Genomic DNA, 13,981 nt, shown 5'->3' on the forward strand with positions numbered 1-13,981 from the left:
GTTCATGGTGCGCTGCCAAAGGCTCGCGCGCCAGTCAAAGGCATTTTCGATGTTTCGACCGAAGTCTCTTCTTGGGACGACGATGGGCTGTCGCCGTCGCCGCACCCTGTACGTCTTTCTCAATTCCGACCGTGCACGCTCAGAACGTCGAAGCTCAGACTGCGCCGATTGACCCCATACCGACCAATGCCGGGCCAAGCTGGACTGGCGATACGATCGTCGTCACGGGTATCCGCGACGGATATGCCGTTCCCGAGACGGCGTCCGCAACGCGCACCACCACGCCTTTGATCCATGTGCCGCAGTCGGTGCAGGTGCTGACCGGCGCGCTGCTGCGCGAACAGGATCGTCGCCAGCTCGGCGAGGCTTTGGCGAATGTGTCAGGTGTCGTCGGCAACCGCCCCGAGGAGGGCTTGACCGTAGGGCCGATCGTGCGCGGCTTCATGGCGGAGATCTATCAGGATGGCCTGCCGATGTTCGGCGCGTTTTCGGCGGCCAACGATCCCGCAAGCCTGGTCGGCATCCGCAGGATCGACGTGCTGAAAGGCCCGAGCGCCACGCTCTACGGCGGCGGCGTCGGCTCGCCGCTTGGCGGCCTCATCAATATCGAAAGCGAGCGCCCCGGAACCAAGCTTCAGGGCTATGCCGCGATCCGGGCCGGAAGCTTCGCGACTTTCAATCCTTACGGCGAACTCGACGTGCCGATCACAACGGGCATTTCCGCGCGTATCGCCGGCGAGTATCAGAGCAACGACCACTGGGTCGACCGGATCGAGGGCGAGCGGATCTTCGTCCAGCCGAGCATCGCTTTCCAGCTCGGCACCCGGACCGACCTGATGGTGCAGGGGCAATATGGTCGCCGTGAGCAACTGGAATATTCGGGGCTTCCCGCCGCGCAGACCTTGGCAGGCGAAGTGGATCGCAATGCCTTTCCCGGCGCGCCGAACGGTCAGCCGCGGTCCAGTACCACGAACCAGATGGTCACCGGCACCTTGCGGCACGACTTCGGCGACGACGTGCGGTTGACCGTCACAGGCCGCTATTACGAAAGCCGCGTGCCGCAGTTCGGGACCTTCATCTATCCGGACATGTACCCGGCCGACCCCGCCACCCCGACGACCTATCCGCTGCTGGCGCTCAACATGCTCAGCCATTTCGAGGAGGCGACGTTCGATGCGAACCTGGTCGCCAAGACGGAGATGGTGGGCGGGACGCACACGTTCCTCGTCGGGGCGAGCTACGACCATACCGATTTCTATTCGGACATGGCCTTCACGGGCATGACGCGCGGATCGATCGACCTCGCCGATCCGACCTACGACGTGTCGTTCGGCGAAATCCTGCCTCCCAGTCTCCTGCAGACGGACCGATACGAGACGCGGGCCATCTACGCGCAGGATCAGGCCGATTATGGCTGGCTGCACCTCACCGGATCGCTTCGCTACACGCGGCTCAGGTTCCGCGAGGACCAGCAGGCGACAGACGAAACGTATCATCGGCTGTCGCCGCGGATCGGTGCGACGGTCGACGTCGTGCCGGGGGTAGCGCTCTATGCCGGTTATGCCACAGCCTTTCGTGGCGCGTTCGGCCTCATGAGCCGCGTTACGCCGCGGCCGGAAACGTCGCGCAACGTCGAAGGTGGCATCAAGCTTGCGGCGACCGGCATCGGCCTGTCGGGCACGCTGGCGGTGTACGAACAGACGCGCAACAACGTCGCGACGCCCGATCCCAATCCGGCCTTTCCGTTTTTCGCGGTGCAGACCGGGCAGCAGCGATCGCGCGGGATCGAGGCCGACCTGATCTGGGAACCGCGCCCGGCGTTCTCGATGATCGCGAACTACGCCTATACCGATGCTGCGGTCACCCGTGACACCAACACATCGCTGATCGACGACCGGTTGCCGCGCGTGCCGCGGCACAGCGGGCGTATCGCCGCACGGTATCGCGTCCTGGGCGGCGCGGCGAAGGGCCTGTCGCTGGGTGCGGGCGTCACCGCCTTCACCGCGCGCGAGATCACGCTGCCCAACAGCGTGTCCGTGCCGGGCTATGCGGCGATCGACGCGCAGGCATCCTATGACATCGGGCGGTTCACTGTGCAGGTGTCAACCGTCAACCTGGGCGGCGCGCGCAGCTTCGACACCTATCAGTATTTCGCCTTCCCGGTCGTGATGCCGACGCAGCCGCGCTCGGCGTTCGTCACGCTCAAGACGCGTCTCTGAAAGGATATGTCGATGACGAACATCGATCGCCGTACCGCTGCGCTGATGACGCTGCTCTCTCCGCTGGCGGCGGGTGCGGCCGGCGCACAGACGGCGTCCGCCAGGCTTAAACCTGCGCCGATGGCGCCGCCCATGAACCACGCGATGCCCGGCAACAGCGGCGACGGCATCCACTGGATAGGCGACGAACAGATCGCGATGCTCATGTACCCCGGCATGACCGTCATGGACCTGATCGGGCCACAGTCGATGTTCGCATCGATGATGGGCGCCAAGGTCATGCTGGTCGCGAAAACGCTCGAACCGGTGACCAGCGACGCGGGCGTGACAATCACGCCGCACGCCACCTTCGACACCCGTTCGCGGGACTTGACGGTGCTGTTCGCGCCGGGCGGCACCGACGGGACGATCTCTGCGGCTCGGGATCCCGCGACCATTGCATTCATGGCCGATCGCGGTGCCCGCGCGAGATACGTCACCAGCGTCTGCTCGGGCTCGCTGATCCTCGGCAAGGCCGGATTGCTGAAGGGGTACAAGGCCACCTCGCACTGGTCGTGCCGCAACGCGCTGGCGGGTTTCGGCGCGATCCCGACCGACGCGCGTGTCGTCCGCGACCGCAACCGCATCACCGGCGCGGGAGTGACGTCGGGGCTCGATTTCGGGCTAACGATGATCGCCGAACTGCGCGACCGGACCTACGCCGAATGTACCCAGCTGATGAGCGAATATGATCCGCAGCCACCCTTCAACGCCGGCACGCTCAAGACCGCGCGTCCCGAGGTGAAGGCGCCGATGATCGAACTGATCGCCGGATTCAGGAAACAGGCCGAGGCTTTGGCTGCCAACGGCTGAACCCGCAGACGAACCAGATAAAAAATCCAAGGGGAAGACTGACGTGAAGAACATGATGCTCGCCGCGCCCGGCCTGATGCTGGGTCTAGCGCTCGCGTATCCCGCTGTCGCACAGACGGCCACCACACGGACGGCGGCGACGGGGCCGGCCGAGGGCGATACGCGCTTCACCATCGGCGATATCGTCGTGACCGCGCCCAGCATGGCGCGCTCGACCGAGAATATCCTGACCTCGGTCGACGTGCTCGGCGGCAACATCGCGCAACGCCAATCGGTAGACAACACCTGGGAGCTGTTCGCGCGGCTGCCGGGCGTCGTGCTGACCGACTTCAACCAGGGCACCACCTCGGGCCGCTTCTCTATCCGCGGCTTCAATGGCGAAGGCGAGATCAACGCGGTCAAGCTGCTGATCGACGGTGTCCCGACCAACGACAATGCCGGGGGCATGACCGGGATCGATATGGTCTCGCCGCTCGACATCGCCGGTATCGAACTGGTCCGCGGCACCTCCGATCCGCGCTGGGGCCTGCACAATATCGCGGGCAACGCGAACATCCTGACGCGGATCGGTGGCAGCTACCTCGACGCGCGGGCCATCGCGGGCGCATTCGGGACGATCGACGGTCAGGTCTCCGCGGGTCTGGAACGCGGCCAGTTTAGCCAGAACTACCTGGTCAGCTACCGACGCACCGATGCGTTTCGCGACCATGCCGATCTCGACCGGCTCAATCTCGCGGCCAAATGGTTCTACGACTTCGGATCGACGCGGCTCGGCGCGATCATCCGCCATTCGAACGCGACCGCCGAGGAGCCAGGCTACCTAACCGATGCCGATGCCTATACGAACCGACGACGCTCCTACGCGGTCTCGGAAACCGATGGCGGCAAGCGCCGGCTCGGACAGTATAGCCTGCACCTCGATTCCGACCTCACCGACGATCTCGCGCTCAGTGCCAAGGGCTATGCCAACGCTTTGCGCGACGACCGCTACGTCCGCTTCTCGGCGAACGTCGCGCAACAGCGCCGGCTGACCGAGGAATGGCAATATGGCGGCACGCTCGCGCTGCATTACCACGCCAGCGACGCGCTGATGATCGAGGCGGGCGGCGACGTGCAGGTGCAGGACAACAAGAGCCTGCGCTGGCTGACCAACCGGCGTATCCTCACCAGCCAGACGCGAGACCAGAAATTCGGCCTCACCGTGTACGGCGGGTATCTGCAGGCGGTGATCGAACCGACCGACTGGCTGAAGATCACGCCCGCATGGCGGCTTGACCGGGCCGAGGGGGATTTCACCAACCGGCTCGCGGGCACGACGGCGCCGATCAACGATTACGGCACGATCAGCCAGCCCAAGCTGAGCGTCGCGATCGCGCCCGTGCGCGGCGTCACGGTGTACGGCAATTACGGCCGGACCTTCCAGATCGGTGCCGGCTCAGGTGCGTATCTGGTGGCGCCCCGCGTCGTCGATGTCGCGGCGTCGATCAACGAGGGGTTCGAGGGCGGCGTGAAACTAACGCGCGGTCGCTGGCTGGAAGCACGCGTTGCACTGTGGCAGCAGACCGCGAGCGGCGAACTGAAGCGTCGCCTGAACGACCCGTCGGGCGATTTCGACAATCTCGGCAAGACGCGCAGGCGCGGCGTCGATTTCCAAATTGACGTGAAGCCGGTGCGCGGCGTTGCGCTCTGGGGCAGTTATTCGCACCAGACCGCACGGATCGTGACGCCCGATCCGGCGACGCCGTCGCAGGCGGGCAACGCGATCGACCATGTCCCGCAGAACGTCTTTTCGGGCGGGCTGGACCTAACCCCGGATCCGAAGCTGCGCCTATCGTTCTGGGGTAACGGACAGTCGAGTTATGAACTGAACCCGGCGAACACGCAGGGGCGCTATGGCGATTATGTCGTGCTGAACGCGGAACTCGCTTACAAGGTGACACCGCAGCTCGAACTGTCGGCGCAGCTGAAGAACCTCACGAACGATCATTACGAATATGTCTGGTACGACGGCACGCAGCGGCTTCACGCGCCGGCGGACCCGCGCTCCCTGTTCGGCGCAGTGCGGTTGAACTTCTAAAATGGCGACGCGTCCTTCGCTGCGCGTGACGATGCGGCGCGTCCACCTGTGGCTCGGGCTGACGATCGGCGTGCTGTTCGCGTTTGCCGGGCTGACCGGCAGCCTGCTGGTGTTCTACCCGGAAATCGACGCTGTGCTCAGCCCAGCACTGCGCGCGGTGCCCACGGGAGCACACCCGGCGTCGTGGCAGGCGGTGGTCGATACGCTCCACCGCGAGCATCCGGCGCGCACCGGCGCGTGGCGGATCGAGGTGTCGGGGGAGGGCGGCGCGATCCCCGTCCGGTACTACACACCGAAGGAAACGACCGGACGCGCCTTTGCGCCGCTGCTTGCCTGGGTCGATCCGGTGCGTTTGACGACGATCCGGACCGGCTTCTGGGGTGATACGCTGGTCACCTGGATCTACGATCTCCACTACCGCCTGTTGCTGGAGGAGCCCGGCGGGATCGCGATGGGGATTGCCGGGATCGTCATGCTGGTGCTGCTGGCGAGCGGTATATGGGCGTGGTGGCCGCGAGCAGGGGGCTGGTGGCGCGCGGTGCGGTTCAAGACGCACGCCCTGCCGATCCGGCGACTATACGACTGGCACAAGCTGACCGGCCTTGCCGGACTGATCCTGTTGCTGGTCGTGACCGCGACGGGGGTGATGCTCGACCTGCCCGACCAGACCAGGCCGATCATCGCCAGCGTCTCGCCGCTTTACCAGACACCCAAGCCGGCCGTGATGCTCGGAAGCACCCGCTTGACCATCGACGCGCTCATCATGCGTGCACGTCGGCGCTTTCCCGACGGTGCGCTGGCCTGGATCGAAACGCCGGCGACCCCCACAGGGGCCGTCCGTATCAATCTCGCCCGCCCCGGCGAGCCGAGCCGACGCTTCCCGCGCACCAATGTCTGGTTCGATCCCCATGATGGTCGCATCCTTGCCGTGCGTGACGGCCGTGCGGAGAGTGGCGGCGACACGGTGCTAAACTGGCTCCACCCGCTGCATGGCGGTGAGGCGTTCGGGCTCACCGGCCGGCTGCTCGCGCTGGTCGCGGGTATACTGCCCACGATCCTGTTCACGACCGGTTTTATGCGCTGGTCGCGGCGCCGCAACAATTCGGAGCGTCGGACTCTGGCGAAGTTCGCAGGGCCGAACGAACGGCCGCGAGGCACATGAGAGTGATGTTCGCGTAGCTGACGGCGCACCCGTTATTTTTCGGCCGTAGGCAACATTGGCTACTTTCCTGAAGAGGTTGGTGAAAAGCCGGCGCTGCGGGAAGTGAGGTCGCTCGAGGATGGCCCACACACGAAATACATCCGTGCCAGTGTGATATGCCATAACATACTGGCCCTCTGATCGAGGGTGTCGCGTCACATACTCCTGGGTTTCTGCCGGTGTTTTGCTAAGAAAAACCATGTTATTTGGGATTTTATTCATTGTACGTCATCGTATCTATTGACGGCACTTGCCAAGAAAAATGCTCGATGCACTCAGTGCGTTCTCGAGATCCGTCAAGTGGAACGCCCGCGTACCCCGTCGGCGTTGCCAACCAAAGAGGGGCACGAAAGCTGCCTTGTTGGGAAGACGGTAATCATTCCAACCGCTTGCGCTTAACCTGTGTCTGGAACCCCTTGGTCGTTTCGCAGTTGATACAAACCGGACGGTGAGCTCGGCGCGCCCGGGACACACCCTGGCGCTTTGTCAGGAGAGATGCCTTGAAATCAATGATCACCCTGGTGGCACTTGCCGCCATGCTTCCACTGGCAGCTTGCAATAAAAGTCCGTCGGACAAGCTTGCTGATCGCGTCGAGAATGCAGCGGATACCCGTGCTGACGCCATGGAAGCGAATGCCGATGATTTGCGTAATCAGGCAGCGCAGCTCGATAATCGTGCCGACAAGGCACGCAAGGTCGGCGACTCCCGCTCTGACGCCATCGAGGCAGCTGATATGAACGTTGCCGGCATGAGCCAGCAACAGCGCGACGCCATTGTCGCCAATCAGGCCGCAGCTGTCCGTTGATTTTTCTGCCCGGCCGCTAGTCGGCCGGGCATCTGTCGAAAGCCTTGCCTCATGAAAGCCGGCTTTCGCCGTCTGACCGATTACCTCGGTTCCAGCTATTGGTTCGTCCCCACCGTCATGGCCATCGCCGCAGTACTGCTGGCAGGTGGCATGGTGGCGCTGGACTCGAAGGTCGGCTCGTCCTGGATGGACGGCTATGTCTGGCTGTACGCCTCGCGACCGGATGGTGCGCGACAGGTGCTGTCCTCAGTCGGTGGGTCGATGATCACCGTGGCCGGTACGGTGTTCTCCGTCACGATCGCCGCAGTAGTGTATGCATCCGGCCAATATGGTCCCCGCCTGCTGACCAACTTCATGCGCGACCGCGGCAACCAGGTGACGCTTGGAACCTTCATCGCGACGTTCCTGTATTGCCTGCTAGTGCTCCGCACGATTCACTCGGCTGACGAGTCAGGTGGCTATGGCTTCGTGCCCAATCTGGCGCTGCTGGTCGGCGTGCTACTGGCGCTCTGCTCGATCGCGGTGCTGATCTATTTCATCCACCATGTACCATCCAAAATTCACATCAATAGCGTGATTGAGGATGTCGGCGACCGCTTGCTGCGCGGCATTGACGATCGCTTCCCCCGCTTTGTCGGCAGTTCGCCCGACGATCATGCCACGACCGCTACGAACGTTCCCGACACTTTCCGCGACGATGCCAACGCGAGCGTCGGCAAACAGCGTCGGATCGTTACGGCCAAGGATACAGGCTACATCCAGTTCCTAGACGATGAGGCGGTCCTCCGTCTGGCATCCAAGCACGATCTCGTTCTTCGCCTTCAGTACCAGCCCGGTGACTTCGTCCATGTCGGGCGCGCTTTGGTGGAAGTTTGGCCGCCTGAGCAGTGCGACGACGCCTGTGCCAGTGACTTACGCGACGCATTCGCCGTCGGCTCGCGCCGTTCGGCGTTGCAGGACCTGCGCTTCCTCGTTGACGAACTGGTCGAGATCGCGGCACGGGCGCTATCGCCTGGCGTCAACGATCCCTTCACGGCGGTCACCTGCCTTGACTGGCTGAGCGCTGCGATGTCCGATTTGGCCGGCCGATCGCTGCCGTCACACCTGCGTGTCGACGATGCCGGTGCGCTCCGCGTCATTGCCCATCCCACCACGTTCGCATCGCTGATGGACCGATCGTTTGGCGCGCTGGCGCAGTATTGTGCGGCCGACATGGTAGCGAGCCTGCGCTACCTCAACGCACTAGGCGAGGTATCGCTCGACTGTGACGAGCCCGATCGGCTGACGACGATCCGCCTCTATGCCGACAGGCTGGAGGAACTGGCGGGTGAGGCGCTGAGGGGCTTCAACCTGACCCGCGTTCGGACGCGCACAGGTGAGTTACGGACCGCGCTCGACCAACCCGACTACAAGCGTCGCCTGCGCGACGGAACCGCCTGGCTTGCCGGCACGGCCTGAGGAAAAACATGATGAATACTCCCTCGGCGAAGGCCATCCATCCGTCCGAGATCTGGACGACCGTCAACGGCATGGTCAACGGCTTCCTTGCCATGCTGCCTTTGCTTCTGGCGGGGCTGATCGTCTTCCTGATATTCTGGGGCCTTGCATCGGGTGTTCGCCGCGGCGTCGAAGCGTTCGCAGCCAAGCGTTCCGAGTTTCCCAGTGCTGGCATGGCGTTTGGCCGGCTTGCCTATATCGCTCTGATGCTACTCGGCGCGTTGATCGCGGCGACCGTTGCGTTTCCGTCCGTCACGCCGGCGAAGCTGTTCTCGGCGCTCGGGATCGGAGGTGTCGCGATCGGCTTTGCGTTCAAGGACATCTTCCAGAACCTGCTCGCCGGTATCCTGCTTCTCATCCGACACCCGTTCCGCGCCGGAGACGAGATCACCACCGGGGGCGGCTTCACCGGAACGGTGGAATCGATCGAGACGCGGGCTACCTACATCCGCACCTATGACGGCCAGCGGGTGATCGTGCCCAACAGCGTCATCTATACCGAAACGGTAACCGTCATCACCGCCTACGACTTGCTGCGCAGCGAGTATGACGTTGGCATCGGCTACGGCGACGACGTCACCACCGCACGACGGATTGCCCTGGAAGCGGTCAAGGGCGTCGACGGCGTGCTCGCCGAGCCTGCCCCCGATGTGCTACTCTGGGATCTGGCCGGATCGTTCAAGAACCTAAGGGTGCGCTGGTGGACTAAGCCCAAGCGGTCGGGCGTTGTTCAGGTTCGTGACCGGGTTCTGCAGGCGGTGTCTGAGGCGCTGGTCGGCGCCGGGATCGATCTGCCGTTCCCTACCACCCAGGTGCTGTTCCACGACCAGACCGAGGCGAGCGACGGCGATCGTCGACGCCAGCGCGAGGGCTGGCCGGCGGGTGACACCGTTCCCGAGCCGCGCCACATCAACGCGCTGACCATCGTCCGTAGCGACCCGAAGGACTAACCGGCCGTGCTGACTCCGTTCGACGCAGCGGCGATCCTGATCGTACTCGCCGCGGTGCTGGGCTACTTCAACCACCGTGTACTGAAACTGCCCTCGTCGATCGGCTTGACGATCATGGGGGCGGTCGCTTCCTTGCTTGTCGTCGGTATTGACCAGTTGCTGCCCGGCAGTCAGGTCGGCGAGCAGGTCGTCGGCTTCATCGCCGGCATCGATTTCCACACGACATTGATGGACGGCATGCTGTCGTTCCTGCTCTTCGCGGGCGCACTGCACGTGAAGTGGGATGATATGCGACGCGGGCGCTGGCCTATCGTTGTTCTCAGCACCGTTGGCGTGTTGCTCTCCACCCTCATCATTGGCGGTGGCTTCCACCTGATCGCTGGTTGGCTCGGCCTTGCCGTGCCGCTGATCTGGTGTCTCGTCTTCGGCGCGCTCATCAGCCCGACGGACCCCGTCGCCGTCATGGGCATCCTCGGTCGAGCGGAGGTTTCGCCGACACTGAAAGCGACGGTGGCCGGTGAAAGCCTGTTCAACGACGGGGTCGGGGTGGTCGTCTTCGCTATCCTGCTCGAAGCCGCGCTGGGCACTGAACCGCTGTCGCTCGGTCACGGTGCGGCACTGTTCCTTCAGGAAGCGGGCGGAGGCGTGCTTCTGGGGTTGGCGGCAGGCTGGATCGGCTACCGGGCGATGCGATCGATTGACGAATACAATGTCGAGGTGATGATCTCGCTGGCGGTGGTTATGGGGGGCTACGCGCTTGCCGCGCAGCTCCACATCAGCGGTCCGGTCGCCATGGCAGTCGCCGGGCTGCTGATTGGCAACAAGGGCGTTGCCGATGCGATGAGCGACATCACACGCGATTATCTGCTGAAGTTTTGGGCGTTGATAGACGACATCCTCAACGCTGTCCTGTTCCTGCTCATTGGTCTCGAGGTCGTGACCATCCCCTGGGACCCGCGGCTTATCGCACTCGGTCTAACCGCTGTACCGCTAGTGCTGCTCGCCCGCGGGATTGCGGTCGTCACGCCGCTTGCCGTCCTGCGGCCGATCCTATCGCTCGGACGGCTCGCACCGCTGACCCTCATCTGGGGCGGCCTGCGCGGTGGTATCTCGGTTGCGCTGGCCCTTGGCCTGCCGGACGGACCCGCGCGGTCTATCGCGCTTGCGGCTACCTACATCGTCGTGCTGTTCTCGGTAATCGTGCAGGGCGGCACCATCGAGCGTGTGCTTGACCGCGCCAAAGCTCGCGGCAGAGCGTAATGGATCCGAGGAGGTGCGGATGGTCAGCTACATCGCAGCCTCAGGCATTTGCAAGGACAGCGGTGCAAAGTGAGCCTAGGCCGCTCAATCTATGTCAGTGGCGCATTGTTACATTTCGAGCAGGTGAGTTGGAATGACGGAAGCGGCGGGTAACAGCACCCGATATCAGGCGATTTTCGAGAGCGCTGTTGATTTCGCGATCATCGGCCTTGGTACTGATGGCCTGATCACCGATTGGAACAGCGGTGCCGAACGGACCTTCGGGTGGACGGCAGAAGAGATCTCCGGTCAGCCCGCAGACCGCTTTTTCACGCCGGAAGATCAAGCCGCTGACCGTGCGGGTGTCGAGATGCGTTGCTCGCTGGCTGAAGGGCGCGCAACCGACGAACGCTGGCACCTGAAGAAGGATGGCTCGCGGTTCTGGGCCAATGGCGAGATGATGCCGTTGCGATCCGAGGATGGGTCCCACATCGGCTATGTGAAGATTCTCCGTGATCGCACCGCGCAACGTCGGATCGCCGAGGAAGCCCGCCTCGATGCCGAGTTTCTCCGGGGCGTTCTTGCGTCGTCGGACGACTGCATCAAGGTTCTCGATCTGAATGGCGATCTCTTATCGATGACCGAGGGCGGCATGAAGGTCATGGAGGTCGTTGATTTTGAGGCGATCCGTGGCTGTGCCTGGACCAGCTTCTGGACCGATCAGGGCAACGCCGACGCAAAAGTTGCGGTCGAGACCGCGCGCAGCGGGGGAACCGCGCACTTCCGTGGTCCAGCGACAACCATGGCCGGTACGCCGAAATGGTGGGACGTAAAGGTTACGCCGATCCTCGGCCTCGACGGTAAACCGGAAAAGCTGCTCGCCGTCTCTCGTGATGTCTCAGTTCAGCGCCGCGGGGAGGTCAATCGGGAGGCGCTGCTAGAGCTTGGTGATCGGTTGCGTGACTGCACCTCGACCTCTGAGATCACCTATGCGGCGGGCGATGTCCTTGGACGCACACTGGACGTCGATCGGGTGGGTTACGGTGAGGTTGAACCGACGGCGGATACGTTAGTTATTGAGCGTGACTGGACAGCACCTGACGTTGCGTCGGTCCAGGGCATCGTCCGCTTCCGTGACTACGGATCATACATCGAAGATCTGAAACGTGGCCGAGACGTGGTCATCGACGGTTTAGCTGCCGACCGCCGCACGAATGCCGAAGCGCTTCGAGAAGCGGCAGCAACTGCCTTAGTCAATATACCCGTTATGGAACGCGGCACGCTGGCGGCGATCCTGTTCGTCAATCAGCGGGACGCCCGCACTTGGACGGGGGCGGAGATTGCCTTCATCCGCGAGGTTGCCGATCGGACGCAGGTAGCGATCCAACGGCACAAGGCGGAAGCCAGATTGAACGACCTCGCTATTTCGCTTGAAGAGCAGGTGGAGCAGCGCACCGCTGATCGGAACCGCCTTTGGACGCTATCGAGAGACGTCATGCTCGTGGCGGGCTTCGATGGGGTGATCAGCGCGGTCAACCCGGCCTGGATGACGACCCTCGGCTGGTCCGAACAGGAACTGCTGACGCGTAACTTCCTCGACCTCGTCCATCCCGATGACCTGATTGCCACGCAGAATGCTGCCGGCTCTCTGTCGGCAGGTAGTGTCATCGGTCGGTTCGATAACCGATATCGTCACAAGGACGGTAGCTATCGGACACTGACGTGGACGGCCGCGCCTGGAGACGGACTGATCATCGCCGTCGCCCGAGATATCACGGCGGAAAAGGACCAGGCCGAGGCACTACGCCAAGCCGAGGAAGCTCTTAGACAAGCCCAGAAGATGGAGGCGGTGGGTCAGCTTACCGGCGGTCTAGCGCACGACTTCAACAACCTGCTGACCGGCATGATGGGCAACCTTGAACTGCTACAGGTTCGTGTTGCGCGTGGTCGCCTGGAGGATCTCGACCGTTTCATCAATTCAGCACAGGGTGCGGGTCGCCGGGCTGCCGCACTAACCCAGCGATTGCTCGCGTTCTCAAGACGCCAGACCCTCGATCCCAAGCCGACCGATGTAAACCGACTGATTACCGGTTTCGAGGAGATGCTCGCCCGCACTGTTGGGGCCACCGTCGATATCGAGGTTGTCGGCGCAGTCGGCCTCTGGCCAACCGAGATCGATGCAGGCCAGCTTGAGAATGCGATCTTGAACCTGTGCATCAACGGTCGTGACGCCATGCCTGATGGCGGCAGGCTTACGATTGAAACCGCGAATAAGTGGTTCGACGATCGTGCAGGGCAAGACCATGAGCTTCCCCCAGGTCAGTATATTTCCGTCTGTGTGACGGACAGCGGCACGGGTATGGCACCCGATCTGCTCCAGCGGGTATTTGAGCCTTTCTTCACAACCAAGCCCATTGGGCAGGGCACAGGCCTCGGCCTATCGATGATCTACGGCTTCGCACGCCAGTCCGGTGGGCATGTTCGCATCTATTCCGAGGTCGACCAAGGGACGACCGTCTGCATCTATCTGCCCCGCTATCACGGCGATGTCGTGGATGATGTTGCTGAAACTCAGCGCATCGCGGCTGAAGCTGCAGGCGGACAGACAGTCTTGGTGGTGGATGACGAAGCCACGATCCGTCATCTGATCGACGAGGTATTGGAAGAGCAGGGCTATACAGTGATTGGTGCGGCGGATGGAGCAGCAGGTCTCAAAGTCTTGCAGTCCAGTGCTCGTATCGAGCTGCTTATTACCGACGTTGGTCTACCGAACGGCATGAACGGTAGACAGGTAGCCGATCATGCTCGCACGCTTCGGCCCGGCCTGAAGGTACTTTTCATTACCGGGTTTGCAGATAACGCTGCGGTTGGGAACGGGCACCTTGAGCCGGGTATGGAATTGCTCACCAAGCCATTCACGCTTGAAGCGTTGACGAGCAAAGTTGCTGCGATGACAAAAGCCGCATCCTGAACGAGAACGCGAGTTTGTCGCTGAAAATCTGCGTTTTGGGAGTCCCGGTGGCTTCCGCTTTGATGCAGGGGTCAGACACGGGCAGCGGTATGGCACGTAATGATCCCTGCCGCACCACGGCGGCCCGACACTCAGCGACTGCCGGCTTGGCCGCTGATCGCTGTGAACG

The 13,981-nt window shown here is 63.0% G+C and carries 9 protein-coding genes; all 9 read left to right on the forward strand.

Annotation, left to right across the window (positions count from 1 at the left end; genetic code table 11):
• Nucleotides 1-131 precede the first annotated feature (131 nt).
• The 9 genes from C8J26_RS17955 (at nt 132) to C8J26_RS17995 (ending at nt 13,812) form a co-directional block, all read left to right on the forward strand.
• Entirely contained in the window at nt 132-2,219 is a 2,088-nt protein-coding gene (locus C8J26_RS17955) for a TonB-dependent siderophore receptor (protein ID WP_167398895.1), read from the forward strand.
• A 12-nt stretch (nt 2,220-2,231) separates the two neighbouring features.
• Nucleotides 2,232-3,071 (forward strand): DJ-1/PfpI family protein, encoded by an 840-nt coding sequence (locus C8J26_RS17960; protein ID WP_107959572.1) that lies wholly within the window; start codon nt 2,232-2,234, stop codon nt 3,069-3,071.
• 52 nt (nt 3,072-3,123) lie between these two features.
• Nucleotides 3,124-5,148, forward strand: coding sequence for a TonB-dependent receptor (locus tag C8J26_RS17965; RefSeq protein ID WP_244185388.1), 2,025 nt, complete (start codon nt 3,124-3,126; stop codon nt 5,146-5,148).
• Between the two features lies 1 nt (nt 5,149).
• Complete coding sequence (locus tag C8J26_RS17970) at nt 5,150-6,310, forward strand: PepSY-associated TM helix domain-containing protein (protein ID WP_208631453.1); 1,161 nt, start codon at nt 5,150-5,152, stop codon at nt 6,308-6,310.
• A 548-nt stretch (nt 6,311-6,858) separates the two neighbouring features.
• Nucleotides 6,859-7,155 (forward strand): hypothetical protein, encoded by a 297-nt coding sequence (locus C8J26_RS17975; RefSeq protein WP_107959539.1) that lies wholly within the window; start codon nt 6,859-6,861, stop codon nt 7,153-7,155.
• Between the two features lie 51 nt (nt 7,156-7,206).
• A complete protein-coding gene (locus tag C8J26_RS17980) occupies nt 7,207-8,613 on the forward strand; it encodes a DUF2254 domain-containing protein (RefSeq protein WP_107959540.1) in 1,407 nt (468 codons plus the stop codon).
• Between the two features lie 8 nt (nt 8,614-8,621).
• Nucleotides 8,622-9,602 carry a mechanosensitive ion channel family protein gene (locus C8J26_RS17985; protein WP_107959541.1) on the forward strand — a complete coding sequence of 327 codons (981 nt, stop codon included), beginning with the start codon at nt 8,622-8,624 and terminating at the stop codon, nt 9,600-9,602.
• Between the two features lie 6 nt (nt 9,603-9,608).
• A complete protein-coding gene (locus tag C8J26_RS17990) occupies nt 9,609-10,862 on the forward strand; it encodes a cation:proton antiporter (protein WP_107959542.1) in 1,254 nt (417 codons plus the stop codon).
• Between the two features lie 133 nt (nt 10,863-10,995).
• Entirely contained in the window at nt 10,996-13,812 is a 2,817-nt protein-coding gene (locus C8J26_RS17995; protein WP_107959543.1) for a PAS domain S-box protein, read from the forward strand.
• The last annotated feature ends 169 nt before the right edge of the window (nt 13,813-13,981 follow it).

This window comes from Sphingomonas aurantiaca, assembly GCF_003050705.1.
GTDB lineage: Bacteria > Pseudomonadota > Alphaproteobacteria > Sphingomonadales > Sphingomonadaceae > Sphingomonas > Sphingomonas aurantiaca.

Bases quoted from the DNA above. Each gene is read 5' to 3' on its own strand.
- C8J26_RS17960 (WP_107959572.1), top strand. From the start codon at position 2,232: ATGACGAACATCGATCGCCGTACCGCTGCGCTGATGACGCTGCTCTCT.
- C8J26_RS17965 (WP_244185388.1), top strand. From the start codon at position 3,124: ATGATGCTCGCCGCGCCCGGCCTGATGCTGGGTCTAGCGCTCGCGTAT.
- C8J26_RS17970 (WP_208631453.1), top strand. From the start codon at position 5,150: ATGGCGACGCGTCCTTCGCTGCGCGTGACGATGCGGCGCGTCCACCTG.
- C8J26_RS17975 (WP_107959539.1), top strand. From the start codon at position 6,859: ATGATCACCCTGGTGGCACTTGCCGCCATGCTTCCACTGGCAGCTTGC.
- C8J26_RS17980 (WP_107959540.1), top strand. From the start codon at position 7,207: ATGAAAGCCGGCTTTCGCCGTCTGACCGATTACCTCGGTTCCAGCTAT.
- C8J26_RS17985 (WP_107959541.1), top strand. From the start codon at position 8,622: ATGATGAATACTCCCTCGGCGAAGGCCATCCATCCGTCCGAGATCTGG.
- C8J26_RS17995 (WP_107959543.1), top strand. From the start codon at position 10,996: ATGACGGAAGCGGCGGGTAACAGCACCCGATATCAGGCGATTTTCGAG.